General features: G+C 43.7%; 17 protein-coding genes. 13 read left to right on the top strand and 4 right to left on the bottom strand.

Features of this window, described 5'->3' with window-relative positions:
- Nucleotides 1-52: 52 nt before the first annotated feature.
- A complete protein-coding gene (locus NQ564_RS04610; protein ID WP_039848142.1) occupies nt 53-1,018 on the bottom strand; it encodes a helix-turn-helix domain-containing protein in 966 nt (321 codons plus the stop codon).
- Nucleotides 1,019-1,234: 216 nt separating this feature from the next.
- On the opposite strand from NQ564_RS04610, the gene NQ564_RS04615 reads away from it, so the two are divergent.
- The 10 genes from NQ564_RS04615 (at nt 1,235) to NQ564_RS04660 (ending at nt 19,413) form a co-directional block, all read left to right on the top strand.
- Nucleotides 1,235-1,612 carry a DUF6769 family protein gene (locus NQ564_RS04615; RefSeq protein ID WP_227963250.1) on the top strand — a complete coding sequence of 126 codons (378 nt, stop codon included), beginning with the start codon at nt 1,235-1,237 and terminating at the stop codon, nt 1,610-1,612.
- Nucleotides 1,613-1,707: 95 nt separating this feature from the next.
- On the top strand, nt 1,708-2,940 hold the full coding sequence (locus NQ564_RS04620) for an efflux RND transporter periplasmic adaptor subunit (protein WP_008148507.1): 1,233 nt from the start codon (nt 1,708-1,710) through the stop codon (nt 2,938-2,940).
- A 93-nt stretch (nt 2,941-3,033) separates the two neighbouring features.
- Nucleotides 3,034-6,159: an efflux RND transporter permease subunit gene (locus NQ564_RS04625; protein ID WP_008148509.1), complete on the top strand. Its 3,126-nt coding sequence runs from the start codon at nt 3,034-3,036 to the stop codon at nt 6,157-6,159.
- A complete protein-coding gene (locus tag NQ564_RS04630; protein WP_008148511.1) occupies nt 6,156-7,337 on the top strand; it encodes a TolC family protein in 1,182 nt (393 codons plus the stop codon). Before NQ564_RS04625 ends, NQ564_RS04630 begins: the two co-directional genes overlap by 4 nt.
- 576 nt (nt 7,338-7,913) lie before the next feature.
- A complete protein-coding gene (locus NQ564_RS04635; RefSeq protein WP_008158176.1) occupies nt 7,914-8,471 on the top strand; it encodes an RNA polymerase sigma-70 factor in 558 nt (185 codons plus the stop codon).
- Nucleotides 8,472-8,540: 69 nt separating this feature from the next.
- Nucleotides 8,541-9,518 carry a FecR family protein gene (locus NQ564_RS04640; RefSeq protein WP_008148517.1) on the top strand — a complete coding sequence of 326 codons (978 nt, stop codon included), beginning with the start codon at nt 8,541-8,543 and terminating at the stop codon, nt 9,516-9,518.
- A gap of 170 nt (nt 9,519-9,688) precedes the next feature.
- Entirely contained in the window at nt 9,689-12,991 is a 3,303-nt protein-coding gene (locus NQ564_RS04645; protein ID WP_008158174.1) for a TonB-dependent receptor, read from the top strand.
- Between the two features lie 21 nt (nt 12,992-13,012).
- Nucleotides 13,013-14,599, top strand: a complete 1,587-nt coding sequence (locus NQ564_RS04650; protein WP_008148519.1) for a RagB/SusD family nutrient uptake outer membrane protein — start codon at nt 13,013-13,015, stop codon at nt 14,597-14,599.
- Between the two features lie 200 nt (nt 14,600-14,799).
- A complete protein-coding gene (locus tag NQ564_RS04655) occupies nt 14,800-17,109 on the top strand; it encodes a GH92 family glycosyl hydrolase (RefSeq protein WP_008148520.1) in 2,310 nt (769 codons plus the stop codon).
- 66 nt (nt 17,110-17,175) lie between these two features.
- Nucleotides 17,176-19,413: a GH92 family glycosyl hydrolase gene (locus NQ564_RS04660; RefSeq protein WP_394358205.1), complete on the top strand. Its 2,238-nt coding sequence runs from the start codon at nt 17,176-17,178 to the stop codon at nt 19,411-19,413.
- A gap of 149 nt (nt 19,414-19,562) precedes the next feature.
- On the opposite strand, the gene NQ564_RS04665 is transcribed toward NQ564_RS04660, so the two are convergent.
- Nucleotides 19,563-21,311 carry a GAF domain-containing sensor histidine kinase gene (locus NQ564_RS04665; RefSeq protein WP_008148522.1) on the bottom strand — a complete coding sequence of 583 codons (1,749 nt, stop codon included), beginning with the start codon at nt 21,309-21,311 and terminating at the stop codon, nt 19,563-19,565.
- A 135-nt stretch (nt 21,312-21,446) separates the two neighbouring features.
- On the opposite strand from NQ564_RS04665, the gene NQ564_RS04670 reads away from it, so the two are divergent.
- Nucleotides 21,447-21,989, top strand: a complete 543-nt coding sequence (locus NQ564_RS04670) for a UpxY family transcription antiterminator (protein WP_008148523.1) — start codon at nt 21,447-21,449, stop codon at nt 21,987-21,989.
- Here the strand turns inward: NQ564_RS04670 and NQ564_RS04675 are convergent.
- Together NQ564_RS04675 and NQ564_RS04680 are read right to left on the bottom strand one after the other, a co-directional pair.
- Complete coding sequence (locus NQ564_RS04675; RefSeq protein WP_008148524.1) at nt 21,949-23,478, bottom strand: cobyric acid synthase; 1,530 nt, start codon at nt 23,476-23,478, stop codon at nt 21,949-21,951. The genes NQ564_RS04670 and NQ564_RS04675 overlap by 41 nt on opposite strands.
- A complete protein-coding gene (locus NQ564_RS04680) occupies nt 23,475-23,978 on the bottom strand; it encodes a GNAT family N-acetyltransferase (RefSeq protein ID WP_008148525.1) in 504 nt (167 codons plus the stop codon). The genes NQ564_RS04675 and NQ564_RS04680 overlap by 4 nt, the downstream gene beginning before the upstream one ends.
- A gap of 336 nt (nt 23,979-24,314) precedes the next feature.
- Between NQ564_RS04680 and NQ564_RS04685 the strand changes: the two genes are divergently transcribed.
- Nucleotides 24,315-24,905 (top strand): hypothetical protein, encoded by a 591-nt coding sequence (locus NQ564_RS04685; RefSeq protein WP_008148526.1) that lies wholly within the window; start codon nt 24,315-24,317, stop codon nt 24,903-24,905.
- Nucleotide 24,906: 1 nt separating this feature from the next.
- Nucleotides 24,907-25,776, top strand: coding sequence for a DUF2764 domain-containing protein (locus NQ564_RS04690; protein WP_008148527.1), 870 nt, complete (start codon nt 24,907-24,909; stop codon nt 25,774-25,776).
- The last annotated feature ends 2 nt before the right edge of the window (nt 25,777-25,778 follow it).

Genomic DNA, 25,778 nt, shown 5'->3' on the forward strand with positions numbered 1-25,778 from the left:
GTTCGTAGGTCAGTTTATATTGACACAGCTTTCTTCCCTGCCGGAAAAGATCTTAAAGCTCCTTTATATGCTCCCTTTGGGTGTTGAAGAACTGGATGCGTTGTATTTCACCGCTAACCGATATATTGGTTGAAAATCTTTTGAGAGATTTGATCCAGTCTTTCTGGCTTTTACAAAATGCTTTATCCAGGGAAGTGATCGAGTTGATTGAATAAATTCGGATCATGCCGATCTCCAGGTTCTCTGTTCCCGCATAGCTGTATGTCGCTTCGAAATCGATATTCGAGATATAGACATTGACGCTGTTGCGGGTTTTCGGAAACATTCCTATCGTGGCGACTTCTTCAAGTTCGTTCAGAAGAAGAATAAGTTCTTCTTTCAGTTTCTCCACTTCCTCTTCCGTGACAAGATTGATATCCCGGAAATATTTGATGTCGTTCACCAAATGTATGATAATCATCTGATCCCATATATAATTAGTCGTACGGAAATCCTGATTGGCTTTAACGAACGCCTTTTGTGCGTCTATCAGTTCTTGTGTCAGTTGCAGTTCCGAGAATTTCTGGACACAGTTGACTTGTTTATGTTGATACATCCATTTGAACAGACGGAAACGTGACAGATAGTCGTATTTCAGGTAAAAAGCCTGCGGCAACATATTGGAGGCCGTACTGAGCACTGATTTCGGATCGCCGGACATCGTTTCTAAAATCTCAGCATAGCGCCGGATCATGGATGAATAGGTCTGTAATGGCTCCGAATAGTGTAGAAAATTCAGATTGAACATTGCTGTGTTTGCAGAGCTGATTCCGATAATCTGGTCTAATGAAACACCCAGGCTTTTTGATATAGCTGCCACTTCGGCCAATGTGAAGGGAACTTCCCCCCTTAATCTACGGTAGACCGCCTCTTTTCCAATATATAAAATATCCATTAGTACGTTTGCCAGGTTTGTACCGTCGGGTATTCTGATTCTCATCGCCTCAATCAGATTATTATTGAGAACTTCTGTAATCATTTTCTTATTTCTCCCTTCTTTAATTATAAAATAGCACCTTTTATATAAACGCAATAAAAAGGAGTTTTGTTTCAAAAAACGAAATAAAAATGGGCCGGAGGTTTGTTTTGAGTGTGAATACATTTAATTTAGGAGGCATAATTGCGTAATAATGAAAAACTTCTTATTTTTGTAGTCGGAAGTATGAGAGTTAAAAAGAAAATATATCAATATGTGATGCTGCTTGTTAGTATCGTGATGCTTATGTCGGTAGTTGTACCGCACCATCATCATAGTAATGGGTTGCCATGCTATAAATCACTGTCAGCCGAGGCTGCTCATGGTGGGCATGGGAGTCCTGAGTCACATGATTGCGGATGCAGCGGGCATAATATCGCACTCTACACTTCCATTTTCTCTCATGTGACGGATGGAAACGTGAACCAGTTTCTTTTCCCTTTGCTTGTCCTGTTTGATTATATAAATCCTCCTGCTCCGGTCTTTTATAAGCTCTTGTTCGAGAATGACCGGGCTTACTACATCGAGTCCTTGCATGATACGTGGATTGTTTCTGCATCAGGGCTTCGTGCGCCTCCGTATGAATTTGATTTATGATTTATAATTTATGTGTTGATGATAAGCCATAAATTATAAACCATAAACTGACTTTCTTTTATTCACAAATCATAAATCAAAATTCATAAATCATAATGAAAAAGGTATATTTAATGTGGGTGGTTTTCGCCTACATCCTGGCAGGTTGCAATGGCAATACTGCGACACATGGAGAGCATGAACATGAGGCCCATGAACATGAGGCCCATGAACACGAGGAAGGACATGACCACGATCACGAAGGGCATGACCATGAACATGAGGGACATGATCATGAACATGAAGAGGCCGGAGAAGGACATGCCGGTGAAATCTCGTTTAAGAAAGCATTGGCGGAAGCGGTCGGACTGCAGACGTCTAAGGTTGGGCCGGGTGCTTTTACCGATGTGATCAAAACAAGCGGGCGGGTGATGGCTGCGCAGGGAGAGGAGTCTACTGTGGTAGCTACGGTTCCTGGTGTGGTGACATTCGGCAACCTGTCGTTTGTCGATGGAACGGCGGTTCGCAAGGGACAGGCTATTTTGAGTCTTGCTTCGAGCAGTTTGTCTGACGGTAATGTGGCGGCTAAGGCTAAATATGCATACGAGAATGCAAAGAAAGTATATGAACGTATGGAAACTCTGGTAGGGGATAAGATCGTCTCTGCCAAGGATTTTGAACAGGCGCGTCTGAATTACGAGAATGCGAAGGTGGCTTGGGAAGCGGTGGCAGGAAAACAGACCGCTAACGGTGTGTCGGTCGTTTCTCCAATGAATGGTTATCTGAAAAACTTGCAAGTGAAAGAGGGCGATTATGTGACGGTAGGCCAGCCTTTGGCCACGATCTCGCAGAATAACCGCTTGGTGTTGCGTGCGGAGGTTTCAGAGAAATATTACAACTATTTGCCTTCCGTACAGTCCGCTAATTTCCGTACACCATACGATAACGTGACTTATAAACTATCCGATCTGCATGGACGTCTGCTTTCTTATGGCAAGGCCTCCGATACTAACTCTTTTTATGTCCCGGTTACATTCGAGTTTGATAACAAAGGGGCTATTATTCCCGGCTCATTTGTCGAGATTTATCTGCTTACTGCTCCGATGCAGAATGTAATCAGTGTCCCTGTTTCCGCCCTTATCGAGGAGCAGGGTGTTTATTCTGTCTTTGTCCGCGTGCATGAAGAAGCCTATAAAAAGGTTCCTGTGACATTAGGTGCCGACAACGGCTCCGAAGTTCAGATATTGAGTGGCTTGAAAGCTGGCGACGAAGTGGTGACGGTCGGTGCTTACCAGATTAAGCTGGCTTCTGCTTCTAATGCAATTCCTGCACATACACATAACCATTAATGAGTTGACAATTGACAATGGACTATTGACAATTGGTTGTCGTGTCCTTTAATTGTCAATTGTCAATTATCAATTGTCAATTAAAAAAAGATTATGCTGAATAAGATAATATATTACTCGCTGCATAACAGATTAGTTGTACTGATCTGTTCCCTGCTGCTGATGATTGCCGGGACATATACCGCTTTCCATACGGATGTGGATGTGTTTCCGGATTTGAATGCGCCGACCGTTGTCATTATGACAGAGGCGAACGGTATGGCTCCCGAAGAGGTGGAGCGTTTGGTCACTTTTCCGGTAGAAACGGCTGTGAATGGTGCGATGGATGTGCGCCGTGTCCGTTCGTCTTCTACGACGGGTTTTTCTGTTGTGTGGGTTGAATTCGATTGGGGAACGGATATTTACCGGGCTCGCCAGATCGTTTCCGAAAAGTTGGCTGTAGTCAGTGAGAGTCTGCCGGAGAATGTCGGGAAACCGACGCTGGGACCGCAGTCTTCCATCTTAGGGGAAATGATGATTATCGGGCTGACGGTCGATGAGGCAAGTGAGAGTAGGGACGATTCGCGAACTACCTCAACTACCCAAATGGACTTGCGTACGATTGCTGACTGGACCATCCGTCCCCGATTGCTATCGACAGGAGGGGTGGCGCAAGTTGCTGTGATCGGTGGCGATATCAAGGAATACCAGATATTGCTCGATCCTGCCCGCATGAAACATTATGGTGTCAGTCTGGGCGAAGTACTGACCGTTACCCGTAACATGAACCGGAATGCCAATGGAGGTGTCCTTTATGAATATGATAACGAATACATCATCCGGGGTGTCCTTTCTACTGCGAATGCTGAGGAGATCGGAAAGGGAGTCGTTAAGACTGTCGGAGATTTCCCCGTCTTGTTGGAAAATATAGCAACTGTGAAGATCGGTAGCAAGAGTCCGAAGCTTGGAACTGCTTCCGAACGGGCGAAACCTGCCGTGTTGATTACGGTTACCAAACAGCCCAATACCAGCACGATCGATTTGACGGAAAAGTTAGATGCGATTATGGCGGACTTGCAGAAGAATCTGCCTGCCGATGTGCATGTTTCGACCGACATATTCCGTCAGAGCCGTTTTATCGACAGTTCTATTAATAATGTAAAGAATAGTTTGTTCGAAGGCAGCTTTTTCGTTGTTATTGTCCTGTTCCTGTTCCTGATGAATGTCCGTACGACGGTGATTTCGCTGGTTGCCTTACCTCTTTCCTTGTTAGTTTCCATACTGGCGTTGCATTATATGGGATTGACCATCAATACCATGAGTTTGGGAGGGATGGCGATTGCTATCGGTTCGTTGGTTGATGATGCGATTGTCGATGTGGAGAATGTGTATAAACGCATACGAGAGAATCGTTTGTTGCCACCTGATCAGCAGCGTTCCATTCTGGAAGTCGTGTTCGATGCTTCTCGTGAAGTGCGTATGCCGATCTTGAATTCGACACTCATTATCGTGGTCAGTTTTGTGCCCCTTTTCTTCCTGCATGGGATGGAAGGACGTATGCTGGTGCCACTGGGGATCGCCTTTATTGTTGCGCTGTTTGCCTCTACGGTTGTTGCGTTGACGCTGACTCCGGTGTTGTGTAGCTATCTGCTGAACCGGAAGTCTACGGACAAGAAAGTAGAGAAGGAGGCTTGGGTGGCCCGCAAGCTAAAAGAATTATATGGCAGGGCCTTGAATGGTGCATTAATACATAAGAAGATAGTGTTAGGATGCACGATTGGTTTGTTTCTTATCGCATTGGGAACATTCTTTACGTTAGGGCGCAGCTTCCTGCCGCCGTTCAACGAAGGTTCGTTTACGATCAACGTAAGTTCTCTTCCGGGTATCTCTCTTGAAGAATCGGACGAGATGGGACGACGGGCAGAGGAACTGCTGATGCAGGTTCCCGAAATCCAGACAGTTGCCCGAAAGACCGGACGTGCCGAACTTGACGAACATGCTTTAGGTGTAAATGTGTCGGAAATCGAAGCTCCATTTGTCTTGAAAGACCGTAGCCGAGATGCCGTTATGAATGATGTCCGTAAGAAACTATCTACCATCAGTGGCGCCAATATCGAAATAGGACAACCGATTTCTCACCGTATCGATGCCATGCTTTCCGGTACGGAGGCAAATATCGCAATCAAACTATTTGGTACGGATCTGAACCTGATGTTTACGGTCGGTAACCAGATCAAGGAAGCCATCCAAGGAATCCCCGGTCTGGTGGACTTGAAAGTGGAGCAGCAGATCGAGCGTCCGCAGCTAACCATTACGCCGAAGCGCGAGTTGATGGCACAATATGGCATCACATTGCCGGAGTTTGAGGAGTATGTCAATGTCATGTTGGGTGGCGAAGCTGTCAGCCAGGTGTATGACGATGGCAAGACATTTGACTTGACGGTAAAGACTTCAGACGAAAGCCGTACTACAATGGAGGATATCCGTAATCTGATGATTGATGCAGGCGGCAAGAAAGTCCCGTTGAGCTATGTTGCTGAAATCCGTTCCGTGACAGGCCCGAACACCATCAACCGTGAGAATGTGCAGCGTAAGATTGTGATCAGTGGTAATGTCTCCGAGCGTGACCTCCGCAGTATCGTTAATGAGATACAGCAGAAGGTGGATGCTTCCATCCAGTTGCCCGAAGGCTATCATATTGAATATGGAGGACAGTTTGAAAGTGAACAGGCCGCCAGCCGTACATTACTGCTTACTTCGTTGATGTCTCTGTTGGTGATCTTCCTGTTGCTCTATAATGAGTTTAAGGATGCAAAAGAGAGTGGTGTTGTACTGTTGAACTTGCCGTTGGCGCTGATCGGGGGTGTGTTTATCTTGAAGCTGACTTCTGGCGAGGTGAGTATTCCGGCTATTATCGGTTTCATTTCCCTGTTTGGTATTGCCACTCGTAACGGTATGTTACTGATCAGCCACTATACACATCTCCGGACCGTAGAGAATGTGCCGCTGAAGCAAGCTGTCTTGCAAGGTTCTATGGATCGTTTGAATCCTATCCTGATGACGGCGCTCAGTTCGGCTCTCGCATTGATCCCGCTTGCGCTGAACGGCGATCTGCCCGGCAATGAGATACAAAGCCCGATGGCTACCGTTATCCTGGGTGGTTTGTTGACATCCACTTTCTTGAACGGCTTCATCATCCCGATTGTTTATTTATTAATGAATAAAGAAGATAAAGAATGAAACGATTCATATTAACAATAGCATTGCTTTCTTCCGCATTGGTGGCCGGGGCGCAAACTTCCATCGAGGAAGTGCTCCGGAGCGTAGAAACCAATAACAAGGAATTGCAGGCAAACCGTCAGATGGTGACGGCACAAAAGTTGGAAGCAAAACTGGACAACAACCTGCCTGATCCTACCGTTACCTATTCTCATCTGTATGGGAACAAAGAGGGGATGGGATTCACCGGTGAATTAGTCGCTTCGCAATCGTTTGACTTCCCGTCTCTCTATATGCAACGGAACAAGCTTTCCAAGCAGAAGGGCGAAAACTACGATCGACAGGGCGAAGAAGTACGCCAGCAGATTTTGTTGCAAGCCAAAGAGGCCTGTCTGGATTTGATCTTTCTGAACCAGCAAAAGAACCTGCTGGATATCCGTCGGAAAAGCGCCGAACAGCTTGCTGTACTCTATCAGCAACGCCTGGAACAGGGTGATGCCAATATTTTGGAAACGAACAAGATTGAACTCGAACTCTTGAACGTCCGTAACGAGGCACGCATGAACGAAGCGGCCCGTGTGAATAAGCAGCGGGAATTGGAAATGCTGAATGGAGGGATTGCTGTTCAACTGACCGATACGGCTTATGAGGCTGTGGAACTTCCACTCTCATTTGCCGACTTGCGTCAGGAAATCTTGGGAAATGATCGGCGTCTGTTGTCTTTGCAAAGTGCAAAGGCCGTATCATCGAGACAAATCAGTGTCAATAAGACGATGGGATTGCCTTCGTTCGAGTTGGGTTACCGTATGAATCCATCTTCAGGTGGCGAACGTTTCAATGGCTTTTTGGTCGGTATCAGCATTCCTCTTTTCTCTAATCGCAACAACGTGAAGCAGGCGAAAGCACAGAGCCTTTACACCGATTTACAGCTGGAAAGCACGACGACGGCGGTAGAGAACGAATTGCTCCAACTCTATAACCAGTCAGTGGCCTTGAAGACTTCCATCGACGAGTATAGCGAAGTGCTGAAAAGCCAGAACAACCTGGTGCTGTTGAACAAGGCGATCCAAGCAGGGCAAATCTCGATGATCGAATATTTTGTGGATGTCACCACGCTTTATCAGAGTATGCAGAATCACATGCAGTTGCAGAACGAATACCAGAAGGTGATGGCGCAACTGTATAAGTTCAAACTATAAAAAAGAGGAGGGACTATATTCTACCGGACGATTCCCTCTCTTATCCCGGTTGTTTCCCGTAAGTGAAACTCTTGTTTCATGCCCATGAAACTTTTGTTTCACTTGCGGGAAACTTTTGTTTCATGCCTATGAAACTATTCCTCCATCAGTATGAAATTTTTTCTTCCTGCATGCAACGCTGTGTACCTCCCTGCGTTTTGTTTTGATACAGTGCCATAGTTCTGTAAGAACTCGGTATATTTAGTTGAACCTGTTGAAAATAAAAAGGTTTTTAAATCTCTCAATAAAAAGGTAGCATCTCCGCTTTCCCGAATAAAGGATATAAGCTAATTCCCTGACTATGTATATGGATGCTGATAATGATTATAGTGAAAGAAAGCACAGTTACGGGTTATTAATCGTAATCATATTAATAATTTGTTTTGTAATATATTACGATCAAAACGTTGGTAAATGGATTATTTGTTTGAAAATTTCGTATCATGAATAAATCTTTTATATCTTTGTTGTGCGATGAAATTCTGGAGTTCTTACAGAACTTAGTTATTTAAAGAGAGTGTAAAGATATATAAGTGAATGAGCAAACCTATTTCTATCGAAGGTAGCATACAGAATAATTTTGACAGAATTTATGTCACATACTATTCCCGTATGCTCCGTTTTGCCAGGGAATATGTGTTGTTTGAGGAAGATGCTGAGAATGTTGTCCAGGATGTGTTTCTTCTTTTATGGGAGAAGCGGGAAGTGCTGGATATACAAATTAGCCTGGTTTCCTATCTTTTTTCGCTTGTGAAAAACCGGAGCCTTGATTATCTTCGTCATAAAGTGGTGGCGGAGGAATACAAGCAGGAACTGACCTTTAAGTTATTGGCCCTTGAACAATTGAACTATACTTTTACATCTGAAGAAGATATAGAGAAAGTGATAGCCAACGCTATCGATAAACTGCCTGAACGTTGTCGTGAAATATTTTTAAAAAGCCGTATAGAAGGAATGAAATATCGGGAAATTGCCGATGAATTAGATATCTCGATGAATACGGTGGAGAACCAGATGTCCATAGCCTTAAGAAAACTTCGTATTGAACTCAAGGACTACTTGCCCCTGTTGCTATTCCTTATTAGTGTTAAATAATATTTATTTACGATTGTCTTTTAGTGGTAAATGAAAAGATAATCGCTCTTCCTTACAAAAGCATGAGAAATGTATGAACTGATAACAAAATATTTTTATGGGGAAATAACTGCTAAAGAGAAAAAGCTGTTATTTACCGCTATGGAAACAGATGCAGAATTGAAAAAAGAGTTCTTATCTGTTCAGAATCTTCGTGCTTTGACCTCGTGGATTCCGGCAGGAGAGGACGAATCTGTTGCCGTGGGCAAGCTTCTTGAATTTAAGCAAGCCCGTAAAGAGAAATCATTTGTAATTCCATATAAGCATATCTTGGGATATGCGGCAACCGTTTGTGTCGCCGTCTTTTCTACCTGGATGATTACCAACCGGACAGAGCAACCTACGGTTGAAGAGCCAGCAATCGCATATGAAGAATTTTCCACCCCTTCCGGACAACGTGCGCTTTTGAAGTTGCACGATGGGACAACCGTTTGGTTGAATGCCCGTTCGACTTTACGCTACCCCAATCATTTCGGAAAAAATGAACGGAAAGTAGAATTGGACGGAGAGGCTTTCTTTGAAGTGAAACAGAATGGAAAAGTTCCTTTTGTCATCTCAACGGAAAAAGCAAACATCAAGGTGTTGGGTACAAAGTTCAATGTCTTTGCTTATAAGGGACATGAGGAATTCAACACATCTTTGGTTGAAGGTTCTGTGAAAGTTTACCAGGGTGAAAGCGATGCAGATGCTCTGGATATTACACCGCATGAATGTGTATTCCTGTCAGATGGAAAACTTGTAAAAAGTTATTTCGATAATTCTGATTTCCTGTTGTGGAAAGAAGGTATTTATGCTTTTGACGATGTGCCTTTCAGCTATATCATTAAAAAACTTGAGCTATATTATGATATAACAATCATACAAAAGAACAAGAAACTGGATCAATATAGATTCAGTGGTAAGTTCCGTCAGCGTGACGGGGTGGAGAGCGTACTTCAAACCTTGCAGAAAGTGTATTATTTCTCGTTTGTAAAGGATGAGGAAAACAATTGTATTACTATTCGCTAAACGGATATGGAAATAAGAAAAACATGTTTAATCTTTAATTTAATGCCGTCGCCTATGATTTAGAGAGAAGAAAATATAAAAAGACCGATAGGTGTTCCCGCACCTACCGGTCCGAAAGCTAACACAAAATTCCAACAAATTAAGTATTAACAAGTAAACGAAGCAAAGTTATGAAAAAAGAACCGAAATTTCTAAATGTCATGAGAATTTCAGCCTTCCTTCTTTTCCTTTGCGTATTCTCTTCATTTGCAGCCAAAACAAGTTCGCAAAATGCAAGAGTCAATATCAGTGGAAAGAATTTAACGATCGGTGAGTTTATCGATCAGGTAGAGAAACAAACGGATTACCTGTTTGTCTATAGTAAAAATGAAGTGAATACGAACGATGCCATTTCCGTTAAGTCAGGAAATAAAACAGTCGCTCAGTATTTAAGTGAAGCATTCGGTGATTCGAATGTAAAGTATGCTTTTGAAAACGATTATATCGTTTTGACAAAGAATGCAAATCCGGTAGTAGCCCAGGAGGGTAAAACGATCTCTGGAGTTGTCAACGATGAATTTGGTCCGGTTGCCGGTGCCAATGTCATTATTAAAGGTACTACGAACGGTACAATGACAGATATGGACGGTAACTTTACAATTACTAACGTTCCGGAAGGAGCAGTCCTGCAGGTGTCCTTTATCGGTTATCTGACAAAAGAGCTTCCGGTTGGAAATCAGACAACATTTAACGTTATGCTGACAGAAGATTCGCAAGCATTGGAGGAAGTTGTAGTCGTTGGGTATGGTGTGCAACGTAAATCCGATGTAACAGGCTCCATCTCTGTAACAAAAGCGGATGAGATGTTGAAACAGCAATCTTTCAGTGCTTTGGACGGATTGAAGGGTAAAGCTGCCGGTGTAAATATCTTTTCAAACTCAGGTCAGCCGGGTGGTTCAAGCCGTGTGATTATTCGTGGTATGAGCACTATTAACTCTTCAACAGATCCGTTGTATGTGGTGGATGGTGTTGTTATGGAAGACTTTAAGTTTGTCAACCCGAATGATATCGAACGTATCGAAGTGTTGAAAGATGCTTCTTCCGCGGCTATTTATGGGGCGCGTGGTGCTAATGGTGTTATCATGGTAACAACAAAACGCGGTAGTAAGGAAGAAGGCGTACAGGTCAGCTATAGTGGATCTGTTAGTGTCGGTACAATGTCTAAATATATGGATCTGTTGGATGCAAACGAATGGATGGATGCTTATAAAATTGCATCGGACAATTGGATGAAGTATGCAGGCGAAAATAAGCCGATGAATTTATCCAACCGTGATCTTTTCAATGCAGACGGAACGCCTATCTATAATACGGATTGGCAGAGAGAAGCTACTCGTACGGCTTTTTCACATAATCATCAGTTGAATATTCAGCAAGGTGGAAAGAAATCTTCAATGGGTGCGTTCCTGAACTATACAGACCAGCAGGGTATTATGCTTAACTCTTATATGAAACGTATCAATGCGAAAATGGCTTATGATGCAGATCCTATGAGTTGGTTGTCTACTTCGGTCAATTTGTTGGTAAACCATACATGGGGAAATGAAGCGGAAGAAACAGGTGGACATCAGATGCCTCGTCGTTCAATGATTGAAATGGTTCCTTGGTTACCCGTTCAATTCCCTGACGGTTCATGGTCAAATTCCACAACCGGAACGGATGGTTGGGGTCTGGAAGGTATGGCCAATCCTGTACATGTGTTGAAAACTCAGAAACGTATGCGTTACAGAACACAGATGTTTGGTAATGCAGCCTTGACATTCCATATTCTTCCGGGGTTGGATTTGAAAACACAGATCGGTTTGGATGCCCATAATAATAAGGAAAGCGATTATTCTCCAAAAGATCTTATTAATCTGTCTTATCCGAATGGTAGCGCACGTATCAAGAATATAAATACTTTGTACTGGCAGGAAGAAACGTATTTGACTTACAATAAGACATGGGAAAAGCATCGTTTGAATGCAATGGCCGGTTTGTCATGGCAACAACGTACGGAACGTTGGAATGAGTCTAAAACAGAAGGATTTGCAGATGATTTCTTCGGAACCGATAATATGGGTGCCGGTACTATCCCGTCTGCTCCTACGTCTGCATATTCTTCATGGGCGATGAATTCTTATTTCCTTCGTGGTTCATATTCTTACAATGACAAGTATATGGCTACTGTAACAGGGCGTGTCGATGGTTCTTCTCGTTTCGGTGATAATAATAAATATGCGTTTTTCCCTTCTGTCGGTTTGGGGTGGTTGATATCGAATGAAGATTTCATGAAGAATGCAACTGTTGTTGACCAGTTGAAGCTTCATACCAGCTTTGGTGTGACAGGTAATACCGAGATTGGTATTTATAAATCATTGGCAACTATCTCTTCAGGGAATGACCTGTTGAATGGAGGTCGTGTTCCCGTAAGTAATACTGCTCGTCTGGCCAATCCGGATCTGAAATGGGAAAAGACAAACCAGTTCGATATTGGTTTTAATCTGAACCTGTTCCGTAATCGTTTGAATTTTGATATTTCTTATTATTATAAATTGACGACTGATTTGTTGTTGGAGCGTCCGGTTCCTCATACAACCGGTTTTACCTCTGTAATGGATAATATTGGTAAGGTCGCGAACCAGGGGCTTGACTTCATGGTAAATACAGTTAATATCGACACTAAAGACTTTGGATGGAGCTCTACCTTGAATTTCAACTATAATAAAAATGAGATCAAGAAATTAGGCGAGAATGACGAAGATATTCTCACCGGTCCCTGGTTTATTTCCGGAAATCTGGTAATCCTTCGTAAAGGCGAATCTTTAGGCTCTTTTTGGGGATACAAGCGCGAAGGCATTTGGGGGGAAGATGAAGCTGAAGAAGCGAAAGCTGCCGGTGCCGGTGTAGGACAACCTAAACGTTCTAAAGACAGAGAGATTTTAGGTAAGGGTTTGCCTGATGTAACAGGTAGTTTTATTAATAATTTCCGTTATAAGAACTTCGACCTGACCGTAGATTTGCAGTTTGTATTGGGAGTCGATGTTTACCAGCAGTTCTTGCATTCGACTGAGGACCGTTTCGGAATTGCCAATGCTTTGTCCTCTGTCCTTTCTGAAGGATGGACTCCGGCAAACACGAATACGATGATTCCGGCTCTTTATAGCCAAAATTCACAGCCGGACTCTCATTGGGTGGCAAATGGTTCTTATCTGCGTGCCAACTTGATTCAGTTAGGTTACACATTCGAACCTTCAGTGCTGAAAGCGCTGCATCTGGGTAGCCTTCGTGCTTATTTCAGTGTAAACAATGCATTCTGTATTACTTCAAAAGACTTTAAGGGATACGATCCGGAAGGTACGTCATGGAACACTGACCAATGGGGACAGAATATTATGTTCTTCCAGTATCCGAAACCCAGAACGTATACATTAGGTGTGAATGTTTCATTTTAATAAATAAGGAGAACAGTTGATATGAAAAAAATATATATTGCATTAACTTGCATGAGTATTCTCGGAGGTACAACCGCTTGTAGTGATTTTCTTGAAGAAAATCCGAAATCGGAAATCTCCTCAAGTCAGTATTTTACACAACCGGATCATGCACGTGCCGCTGTTAATAAACTATATCGTTCTGGTGTTCCTCAGTTCTACGATGCTGATGCCTATGCCGGAAGTAAGATGATGTATGGTGGGTATATGTCTGGTTTCTTCGATAATGAGAAGAAGGCACAGGAAGAAATGGTACGTTATTGCCAGTCTCTTTCCTATACTTCGCAAAATTTGTCCGGTCCAATCGAAAAATTGTGGGATGATTGTTATGTCGGGATTTCGAATGCAAATACGGCTATCAAGTATATTCCGACAACTCCCGGATTGGAAGAGGCAGAGAGAGAGAATCTGATGGGACAGGCCAAGTTGTTTCGTGCCATGAACTATTTCCATTTGGTGAAATTCTTTGGAGATGTTCCTTTAATTCTTGAACCGTATGAAAGCTTGGAAGATATGTTTGTATCGCGTACGGCTTCAAGAGAAGTATATGCACAAATTATTCAGGATTTGCAAGACGCTTCTGCCGTTTTGAATGATGCTGCTTATACTCAGAATGGCTTCCGTGTGACAAAATGGGTTGCCGAAACAATGTTGGCAGATGTTTATTTGACTTTGAGTGGTTATCCTATTCAGGAAAATCATTATGCAGATGCTGCAAAGGCTGCCCGTAATGTGATTAATAGTCATCGTCATGCAATGATTGAAAATCAGGATACGGAAGCAAATAGTGCTTATAACCAGATTCGTACTCTTGATGATTCTAATGAGTATATTTTCTCAAGAGAATATGATGCGAATATTTCCGGTAATAATCCGCAACCGGGATTTAGTTTCCCGTTGGGCGCTGAAGGTTGGGGAATTTTTCAATATTCTATTTTGTTGAGAACTTATACTCCGACAAAAGAACTGTATAATATTTATGATCCGGAAAATGACTTGCGTGTTCAGGAAAAACAATATTTCCATACTTCTTATACTTATATAAAAGATGGTAAGGAAATCACACAGACGTTTGATGCCAGCCCTTATGTTTGGTATAATGAAGAAGCCTTATTGAGCACAGGCAAGAATGGAAAAGACCTTCCTATCTACCGTTATCCTGAAATCTTGCTGATTGCAGCAGAGGCAATAGCAGAAAGTGAAGGGGTTACATCTGAAGCAATTGGCTATTTGGCTGATGTTCGTGCACGAGCTTATACAAAGATGGACCGTGCTGCTATTGTAGCTAGTCTGGCTGGCTTGTCCAAAGAAGACTTTATCCATGAAGTATGGACGGAACGCCTCCGTGAGTTCATCTTTGAGAACAAGATTTGGTCGGATATCCAGCGTACACGCCAATATCCGCAAACATCTGAAGCTAATAGAGGTAAAGTTACTTATAGAAATGTAATCGGGGCGACTAATCCGTGGGGAGCTACCTTCGAAGAGAAGCATTTATTGTGGCCGATCTCTCACAACGAGATTCAGAGAAATCCGGCATTGGAACAAAATCCGGGTTACGATAGATAACCGAATGGAACCGATTGTATAATGAGGTATTGAGTTAAGATCAGAACCCATTAAAAAGCAGTCTTGATCAGAAGGGAGGTTGTTCGTCACGGGCAACCTCCTTTTTTATTGATTTTTGAGAAAAATCCACATTACTTGCTTTTACTTAAGGGGTTGTTTGACTTATCTTTGTAAGTAGAATATTAATTGTATAAATAAAAATGAAGAAAAAAAGTATATGGGCTTTTGCCCTTATTGCTATGCTAACCTGTTTGGGGAGGCCTGCCGTTGCGTCAGACGGTGCTTTTGATCCGGTAGAGTATGTTAATCCTTTAATGGGGACGCAATCGTCGTTTGAGCTATCGACCGGTAACACCTATCCGGCTATAGCACGTCCTTGGGGTATGAATTTCTGGACACCGCAAACCGGTAAGATGGGGGACGGATGGGGATATACCTATACCGCCAATAAAATACGCGGTTTTAAACAAACTCATCAGCCAAGCCCTTGGATCAATGATTACGGGCAGTTTGCGATCATGCCGGTTGTCGGCGCTCCTGAATTTGACCAGGATAAACGTGCCAGCTGGTTCTCTCACAAAAGTGAGATCGCAAAACCGTATTACTACGAAGTCTATCTGGCGGAACATGATGTGAAGACCGAGTTGACACCGACAGATCGTGCCGCCATGTTTCGTTTTACTTTCCCGGAAAATGAACATTCTTATGTCGTAGTGGATGCGTTTGACAAAGGTTCCTATATCAAAGTGATCCCTGAAGAAAACAAAATTATCGGTTATACGACCAAAAACAGCGGCGGTGTACCGGACAATTTCAAAAACTATTTCGTCATCGAATTTGACAAGCCCTTCACTTATGAAGCAACTTTTGCCGATGCAACATTGAAGGAAGGTATTCGTGAGCAGCAATCCGACCATGTCGGTGCCGTTATCGGTTTCAAGACGGCGAAAGGTGAGATTGTACATGCGAAGGTAGCCTCTTCGTTTATCAGCTTCGAACAAGCTTCGCTCAATCTGAAAGAGTTAGGTGCTGATAATTTTGACACACTGGTACAAAAAGGCAAAGACATTTGGAATAAGGAGCTGAGTAAGATCGAAGTGGAAGGTGGTACGCTGGACCAGTATCGGACGTTCTATTCCTGTATGTATCGTTCGCTTCTGTTCCCCCGTAAGTTTTATGAGATAGACGCGTCAGGGAAAATCGTACATTATAGTCCTTACAATGGAGAAGTGTTACCAGGTTATATGTTTACGGATACCGGTTTTTGGGATACGTTCCGTAGTCTGTTCCCGTTCTTGAACCTGATGTATCCAACCATGTCGAAAGAAATGCAGGAGGGTTTGATTAATGCTTATAAGGAAAGTGGCTTCTTCCCAGAATGGGCAAGTCCCGGACACCGTGGTTGTATGGTGGGCAACAACTCCGCTTCGGTTTTAGTGGATGCTTACATCAAGGGTATAAAGGTGGATGATCTCGAAACTTTGTACAGAGGTTTGATCCACGGAACAGAAAACGTACATCCGACGGTTTCTTCTACCGGCCGCCTTGGGCATGACTATTACAATAAACTGGGATATGTGCCTTATGATGTAAAGATTAACGAGAATGCCGCCCGTACGTTGGAATATGCTTATAATGACTGGTGCATCTACCAGATTGCAAAAGACTTGGGACGTCCTAAAAAGGAACTGGATCTGTATGCCAAACGTGCAATGAACTATAAAAATTTGTTTGATAAAGAGACCAAATTGATGCGTGGAAAGAATAAGGACGGCAAGTTTATGGCTCCTTTCTCGCCGTTGAAATGGGGAGATGCTTTCACGGAAGGAAATAGCTGGCATTATACATGGTCGGTATTCCACGATCCGCAGGGATTGATCGATTTGATGGGTGGACGTAAAGAATTCATCACGATGTTGGATTCCGTATTTGCCGTTCCTCCTGTATTTGATGATAGCTATTACGGACAGGTGATCCATGAGATCCGTGAAATGCAGATTATGAATATGGGAAACTATGCACATGGCAACCAGCCGATCCAGCATATGATTTATCTGTACAATTATGCCGGTGAGCCTTGGAAAGCCCAATATTGGCTACGCCAGGTAATGGACCGTATGTACACTCCGACCCCGGATGGTTATTGTGGTGATGAAGATAACGGACAGACTTCTGCCTGGTATGTCTTTTCCGCTCTCGGCTTCTATCCGGTTGCTCCGGGAACAACACAATATGTATTGGGCGCACCTTTGTTTAAGAAAGCCACTCTGCATTTTGAGAATGGAAAGAGCCTGGTTATTAATGCACCGGAGAACAGTGACAAGAATATCTATATCGAGTCTATGTCCTTTAACGGAAAGGATTATACGAAAAACTATCTGGAACATTTCGAACTCTTGAAAGGTGGTGTCCTGAATATCAAGATGGGAGACAAGCCGAACATGGACAGAGGAGTGAATCCGGAAGATTTCCCATATTCATTTTCAATCAATGAAAAACAAAAGAAATAAATGATGGAGATACTAAAGAAAACAGGAAAATTTCTATTGGGTGTCGTTATCGGAATTGCTATCGCGATGATGATCAACAGGTATTATGTCAAAGGCAAGCAGTTGATAGCTGCTAATTTACCGAAAGAACCGGTAGAATATGTTAATCCCTATATGGGGAACATCAGCCATCTGTTGGTGCCGACCTATCCGACCGTCCATCTGCCGAATAGTATGTTGCGTGTTTATCCTGAACGTGGAGATTTCACGGGCGACCGGTTAGGAGGATTACCTCTCATCGTGACAAGCCATCGGGGTAGTTCTGCTTTCAACCTGAGTCCTTACCAGGGCGATGAAGCAGGCCTGAAACCAGTCATTCAGTATAGTTACGATCGGGAAAAGATTGTCCCGTACCGATATCAGGTATATTTGGACGATGCGAATATCGAGGTCGATTACGCTCCCTCTCACCAAAGTGCGGTTTATAACCTTACATTCGAGAAAGAAGAACCGGCTTATCTGGTGTTCAATAGCCGGAATGGAGAGTTGAAATGTGATGGAAATACGGTAAGTGGTTTTCAATATGTAGATAAGAAAACGAAGGTCTATTTATATGCTGAAACAGACAAGGCACCGGAGAAATCTGGTGTCTTGGCCGGTGGAACCGTGAAGTATGGTGAATCGTTCGTAGAAGGGAAGGATGCCGCTCTGGCATTGGCTTTTTCCGGTCAGAAAGAGATCGGAGTTCGTTATGGTATCTCTTTTATCAGTACGGAGCAAGCTCGGAAAAATCTGGAGCGTGAAATCGACTCATATAATGTAAATGTAATTGCTGAGATCGGACGAAACGAATGGAACAATGCTTTGGGCAAGATACAGGTAAGCGGAGGAAGTGAAAACGACAAGACCGTTTTCTATACTTCCCTGTATCGTTGTTATGAACGTCCGGTGAATCTGAGCGAAGACGGTAAATACTATAGTGCTTTCGACGGCAAGATACATGAAGACGGTGGTCATTCGTTCTATACCGATGACTGGATTTGGGATACTTATCGTGCCACCCATCCGCTTCGTATCCTAATCGATAAAGAACGTGAAACAGATATTATCAATTCATATCTTTTGATGGCCCAGCAGATGGGAACGAACTGGATGCCTACATTCCCTGAAGTGACTGGTGATTCCCGCCGTATGAATTCCAACCATGCCGTTGCCACCGTTATCGATGCATGGCGAAAAGGGGTTCGCGGTTTCGATCTTGAAAAAGCGTATGAAGCAGCCCGTAAAGGTATAGAGGAGAAAACTTTGATTCCCTGGTCGGCGGCTCCTTCCGGATGGCTGGATGAATTTTATAAGGAGCATGGTTATATCCCGGCTTTGAAACCGGGTGAAAAAGAAACGGTGGCCAACGTTTCCCCGTGGGAAAAACGTCAGCCGGTGGCCGTTACTTTAGGAACGGCTTATGATGAATGGTGTCTTTCTCAGATCGCAGCCGAACTGGGTAAAAAAGAGGATGCGGAATATTTCCTTGCCCGATCTTATAACTACCGGAACCTCTTTCATCCGGAAACTCGTTTCTTCCATCCGAAGGATAAGGACGGTAAATTTATAGAAGGTGTGGATTACCGGTATTCCGGTGGTTTGGGTGCTCGTGATTATTATGATGAAAACAACGGCTATATTTATCGTTGGGATGTACAACACAACATCGGCGACCTGGTTTCGCTTATCGGGGGAAATGAAGTCTTTACGGCTGCCCTCGATTCGATGTTCGACACTCCTTTAGGAATGTCCAAATGGCAATTCTATTCATTCCTGCCGGATCACACCGGTAATGTCGGTATGTTCTCGATGGCAAATGAACCGAGCCTGCATATCCCGTATCTGTATAATTATGCCGGGCAACCTTGGAAGACGCAGAAACGCATCCGTGTTCTGCTTGACCAATGGTTCCGTAACGACTTGATGGGAGTTCCGGGTGATGAAGACGGTGGTGGCATGTCTGCTTTTGTGGTGTTTAGTATGATGGGATTTTATCCGGTGACACCGGGATCTCCGACTTATAATATCGGTAGTCCGGTCTTTTCGGATGTGAAGATCGATCTCGGTAATGGTAACGTGTTCGAGATTGTGGCAGATGGGGCTTCCCATGATAATAAATACGTGCAATCGGTTACGTTGAACGGCGAAGAGTTGAGCGGACCCTGGTTCGATCATAGCCGGATCACAGCAGGCGGTGTCCTATCTCTGAAAATGGGGCCGAAAGCAAATAAGGAATGGGGGATTGGAAATCCACCACCATCGGTTGGCCCGATGCAGAAGTAATAAAAAGAAGGTGTGTCAAAATCTCCTTGTCCCCGCACCAAGTGCGGGGACATAAGAGGAAAAATTTATCAATCAGACTTTTATAGGGCTGGTTTTAATGCGATCCCGCGTCAAGCGCGGGAACAGGATAGTATCGACACACCCTCTTTTTATTCGAGTGGTAGTGTGAACCAGAAAGTAGAACCGGAACCTTTTACAGAGTCGACTCCGATTGTCCCGTTCAAGCTCTCGATGATGGTCCTGCTGATTGTCAGTCCCAGACCGGTCCCTTGTTTAAACTCGTTTATTTTGATGAAGCGTTCGAATATGCGTTTACGGTCATCTTCAGAAATACCGATTCCGGTGTCCTGTACGCTTACGCGCAAGTAATTCCTTTCTTGTTTATAGGAGATCGTAATACTTCCTTTCTCCGTGAATTTGATTGCATTATTTACGAAGTTCGATATGACTTGCATGACTCGTTGAGGATCTGTTTGCAGTCGGATGGAAGGTAACTCCTTGTCGAATACTAACTTTACACCCGGTTTCATCTTGAGAGAGCTTGCCAGGAATACTTCTCCGCAAATCTCTTTGATATTCGTTTCGGTAATGTGATAATCAAGCGTGCCGGATTCTATCTTTGAGAAGTCCAGAATATCATCTATCAGATGGAGTAATAAATCATTATTTTTATGGATGATTTCCAAGTATTCCTTTTTCTCGTCTTCGTCCGGAGTTTCGGCTACTATATCAGAAAAGCCGACGATTGCATTTAAAGGTGTACGGATTTCATGGCTCATGTTTGCCAAGAAAGCGGATTTTAGTTTGTCTGCTTCTTTTACGCGGATCAGTTCATTGTCCCTTTCCCGTTTCTCTTCAGCTTTCCGATAATTCTCCGTATCGTCTAAAACAATATACAGGTACCCGAATATTTTATTTTGCCAATCTTTTAATGTAATACCCGTTACTTGCAGGTGTTTTTCTCCATCATTGATGACAGTTGCATAATATTGGGTGTCTTTGATGGAATGGAAACTATAGTCTAATGTGAAAGTGACGTCTTCTCCGTTTTTTAGTTTATGATTAACCCATTCCGGGATATTCGGATTTTGAAACATATTGACGCCGATTGCACTTTCACGTGTCGTACCGAATATTTCCAAATCGGCATCATTCAGATCGAGTAAAGTTCCGTCAATATCATATAGTTCGACTCCCAAAGAAAGCTTTTCGAAAATAATGCGGAATTTAGCTTCGCTTTTAAGCATCAGATTTGCAGAATGTTCCATGATGTGCTGGGCATGTTCCCGTTCGATCGCTATGGATACGATATCGGCCAATACCCGTAGATTTTCGATATCAAGGGCATTCCAGTTTGAATACTTCTTGACGGAGTCCAAACCGATAAACCCGTACACTTTTCCTTCGCTCGAAACTGGGAGGGCCAGGAGTGAGAGGACGTCTTGAAGTTCCAGCAGATGTTGCTCGGCTGCCGCAACCGGAGGCATTTTTGCCGTATCATAGATGATAATGTCTTTCCCTGCTTTGATCTGGTCTATCCACCAGGGGATATCGTCTTTCGATAACTGTCTTAACAGATCTTCCCGCATCGAGATAATACCTTCGGAGGTCACTTCATGGGTAAAATCGACGATGGAACTTTGCTCGTCGAAGATGCCGATATACACACGTTCTACATCGAAGAAATGTAGGATATGCAACAACGCTTTGTCTATGACGACTTCGTCGTTAGTGCTAAGTAAAAGGGAAAGGACATCCGATATTGTTCTGCGTAAGACAATCATATTGACCATCATCTTGTTTGAATTGGAGATGGAATCATTCTCAACCTGTTCCTTCTTTAGCCGTTCAATTTCAGATATAAGGTCTTCCCTTGAATAGTGTGCATATTTGTCCATAGGTGAAATTATATGAGGTGCAAAATTCTATTTTGCAAATGTAGAGATAATTATTGATATTCAAGAAAAATAAAAATATTAATCCGACTTGTTTAGGAATGGATAAAGGTTTATTGGGTACCGACCATTCCATGTATGAAAAATAGTCGTATATTTGTGTACGTTATGGAGAAAAAAGAACTTAAGAGAAACGCCGATAAGACAAGTTGGTATGTATTATATACCGCTCCCAGGGCGGAAAAACAGGTGAGGGACCGGATTGATGCACTTGGAATCGAGTGCTGGCTTCCGCTTCATCGTACACCCAGGGTTTGGTCTGACCGTGTCAAGATCGTGGAGTTGCCATTATTTAACTCTTATCTGTTCGTGCGGTGTACCGATCCGGAGTTAAGAAATCTGATCCGAGTGTATGGCGTGGCCCGTATCGTCTATTATAATGGAAAACCGGCTGTTGTTCGCCAAAAAGAGATCGACGCCATCCAAGAATTTCTCGACCAAGCATCCGAACATGCTTTATGCCCCGGCGAAGAGGTTGAAATCCTTTGCGGGGCTATGAAACATGTTTCCGGAAAAGTGAAGAAAATCAAAAAGAACCATCTGGTTCTTTACCTTGAACAATTGGGGGCTACTGTCTGTGTTAAACTGGACGATGTCGCCAGAGTGGACCGGCTGAAATAGGGGTCAATTGTCGATAGACATATTCCATATCGATATGTTCCCTGACTAAAGTTGCCAATTTATCGTATTGTTCTTCTTTGAATGCGGAATAGTCGAAGGGGATATCTGCTGTTTCTTTATCAAATCCTTCGGCCAGATTTTCCAGGACTTCCGGGTTATCCAGTATTCCGTGCATGTAGCTACCCCAGCATGTGTTATCCAGATAATAACCGTCTGTCCGTCCGTCGTCGAGGATGGCTACCGGACTTTCGGGAACGTCGCCAAGCAGAGCTGTCCGCCCCATGTGTATCTCGTAGCCCTTACAGGAACCGTCCTTGCATAGCCCAGGTCGAAAGGCGAAAGTACTTTGACGAGTTATTTTTTCCGGTTCGATGATCGTGCATTGCGGTAGCAGACCCAGTCCGGGAACGGCACGCAGGTTTCCCTCGATCGCTTCCGGATCTTCGAGGCGTGCTCCCATCATCTGATACCCTCCACAGATGCCGATGACCTTTTTCCCGTTTTTGTGGGCACGGATAATCGTTTCGGCTATACCGCTCGCCCGCAGGCTTTGAAGATCTGAAAGGGTATTTTTGGAGCCGGGGAGCAGGATGATATCCGCCTTTTCTATCTCGTCGATGTTGTTCGTATAATAAGCATTGAAACGGGGGTCCATGTCCAACACGTCGAAGTCGGTGAAATTAGACATCCGTTTTAACAGGATAATCGCTACGTTGATCTTTCCGTCCCGGTAAGTATTGCGTTTCATATCAAGAGCTACCGAATCTTCTTCTTCGATCTTGATATCGCGAAACCAGGGGATCACACCTACTACCGGTACGCCGGTCAAGTCCTCGATAATCTTCCTGCCGTCGTCAAAAAGAGAAGCATCTCCCCTGAATTTATTGATAATGATCCCTTTCATCAAAGCTCGTTCTTCCGGTTTCAGAAGGGCAATTGTTCCGTAGACAGACCCGAAAACACCACCCCGGTCTATGTCGGCAACCAAAAAGGTAGCCGCTCCGGCCCGCTCAGCCATCCGCATATTGGTGATGTCCCGGTCGCGCAGGTTCAGTTCGGAAATGCTGCCGGCTCCTTCCAGGACGATCGGGCTATAGCGGCTTTCCAAGCGGTGGAAAGCTTCGACCGCTTCTTCGAATAATTCCTCTTTCCGGTTTTGCATACCGAAATAATCCCGTGCCGACATGTTTCCGACCGGCCGGCCGTTCAAGACGACTTGGGAACTTTTATCATTTGTCGGTTTCAGTAACACCGGGTTCATATCCGTGTGTGGAGCGATCCCGCAAGCTTCGGCCTGTACCACCTGTGCACGTCCCATTTCTCCACCTTCGGGAGTAGAGTAGGAGTTGAGCGACATGTTTTGCGCTTTGAACGGTGCCGGATGATATCCGTCTTGTTTGAATATACGGCAGAAAGCCGCATTGATAACGCTTTTGCCGGCATCCGAACAAGTGCCGACAAACATGATCGGTTTTAGGCGTACGTTCATTCCTTTACCTCCATTCTCATGATGTAATCGTTCATGTAATAGCCACTCCCGATGTGGAAATCACGGGTTGCATATTCATGGAACCCCATATGCTTGTAGAAACCTACGGCCGGGTTGTGGCGGTTTACGTTCAACTCTATCGTGAAAGGGCCCGGGTGGATCGTTTTCAGGTAAGCTATTCCCTGTTCGATGATAAAACGCCCGATTCCCGAACCATGCAGGGAAGGCAAAGAATATATTTTTTGGAATTCATATACATCCTTTTCTACGGTTTCGATGGACAGATAGCCGGAGGGGACACCGTCGGCATAGATGATGAAGAACTGGTGATGAAGTTCGTTCATCTGTTTTTGAAGGCTCTCATGGCTGTACATCATCTCGAACATATAGTCGAGCTGTTCGCGGGAGAGGATGGAACCATAGGTCGGTTCCCAGATATGGGATGCCAAAGTCCGGATCAGGGGACAGTCTGCGAGGGTTGCTTTTTCGATGGAAAACATATATGTATGATTTACTATGAATGACAAAAAAAATGTGACGCAAAGATAGAATGCGAATTGTCATTTCGGCAGAAAAAAAGACTGTTTTCAGTAGATTTGAAATGTTAAAAAATATTACCCGCCATACTAATTCCAAATATATGGGGTATTAATCCAATTTACATGGAGGTGCAGTGACATTTTGATAGTCGGGAATGACTAGATAAAAAATCGTATAATCGTAAATTTTTAGGATAGACTGGATGCTAATTCAAAGAAAAGAATAACTTTGTAGGCGTTAAGTACGGACGGTTCGCGAACCGCCTCAACAGGGAACAACTTAAAAAATATATAGAAATGGATACAAAGATTCAGGAACTGACCGACAAGATCTACAAAGAAGGTGTAGAGAAAGGTAACGAAGAAGCAGGGCGAATCATTGCCGATGCAAATGCTCAGAAACAGGCTATCTTGACTGAAGCAGAAGCGGAAGCAAAACGTATTGTGGCACAGGCTGAAAAGCAAGCCGCTGAGTTGAAAAAGAATACGGAAGCCGAGTTGAAATTGTTTGCTACCCAATCTGTAGAAGCGCTGAAGAGCGAAGTGGTAAACCTCATCACGGGAAAAATTACTTCCTCCAATGTGAAAGCGATCGTTTCTGATACAGCATTTATGCAGAAAGTGATTTTAGAAATGGCAAAGGAATGGGCGAAGAAGGAAGCGATTACAATCCGGACAGCCGATGCCGATGCTCTCACCAAATATTTTGAAGCCAATGCCAAAAGCCTTTTGGATGGAGGTGTGAAGATTGAAAAAGTAAGTGGCCATGATGCTTCTTTCACGATTGCTCCGGCTGACGGCTCGTATAAAGTAAGTTTCGGAGAAGACGAGTTTGTCAGTTTCTTCAAAGAATTCCTTCGTCCCGGGTTGGTAGAAATGCTGTTCTGATATGGGTAAGTATTATTGCTTAATCGCAGGACTCCCCAATATCGCGCTTGATGATAGCAAGCTGACCTATTCCATCAGTGAATTCAGACAGGAATTGGACGGCATACTGACGAAAGCCGATAAGAAGCTGATCGATCTGTTCTTTCTCAAATTCGACAATAAGAACCTGATTGCTCATGTCAAACAACCGGATCGTGATCCGGACCCCCGGGGATATATAACGTATGATGAATTCAATGCTCTGTACAAAGCGTTGAAAGAAGAAGAAAAGCCACCCAAGAATGACCGGATACCTCCTTATTTCAAGGATTTTTTCAAACTTTATCTTGAAAACGAAGGTAAAGAGAACAAACAGGAAATTCCGTGGGAAGACCGCTTGGCCACGCTCTATTATGCATATGCCATGAAAAATCCGAATAAATTCGTTAGCGATTGGTTCTCCCTGAACTTAAATATCAACAATATGCTGACCGCTATCACTTGTCGTAAACATGGTCTCGATAAAGCCGGGTATATCGTCGGGGATAATGAGGTAGCTCAGGCGCTTCGTACATCCAACGCCCGTGATTTCGGGTTGGGAGATACGGTGGATTATTTGCCCGATCTCGGGCGTATTGCTGAAGAAACGGATTTGATGGCTCGTGAGAAGAAAGTGGATCTTTTGAAGTGGGAATGGCTCGAAGAGCATACATTCTTTAAGCCTTTCGACATAGAGAGTATATTCGCTTATCTGCTAAAACTGGAAATGATCGAACGCTGGGTGACATTGGATAAGGTGACCGGTGAAAAGACTTTCCGTGAGATCGTCGGGGCGATGAAGAAAGGCAGCAGGATCACTTTGAATGAATTCAAAGCGAAATTAAAAAAGTAAAG

This window comes from Parabacteroides johnsonii DSM 18315 (genome assembly GCF_025151045.1).
GTDB classification, from domain to species: Bacteria; Bacteroidota; Bacteroidia; order Bacteroidales; family Tannerellaceae; genus Parabacteroides; species Parabacteroides johnsonii.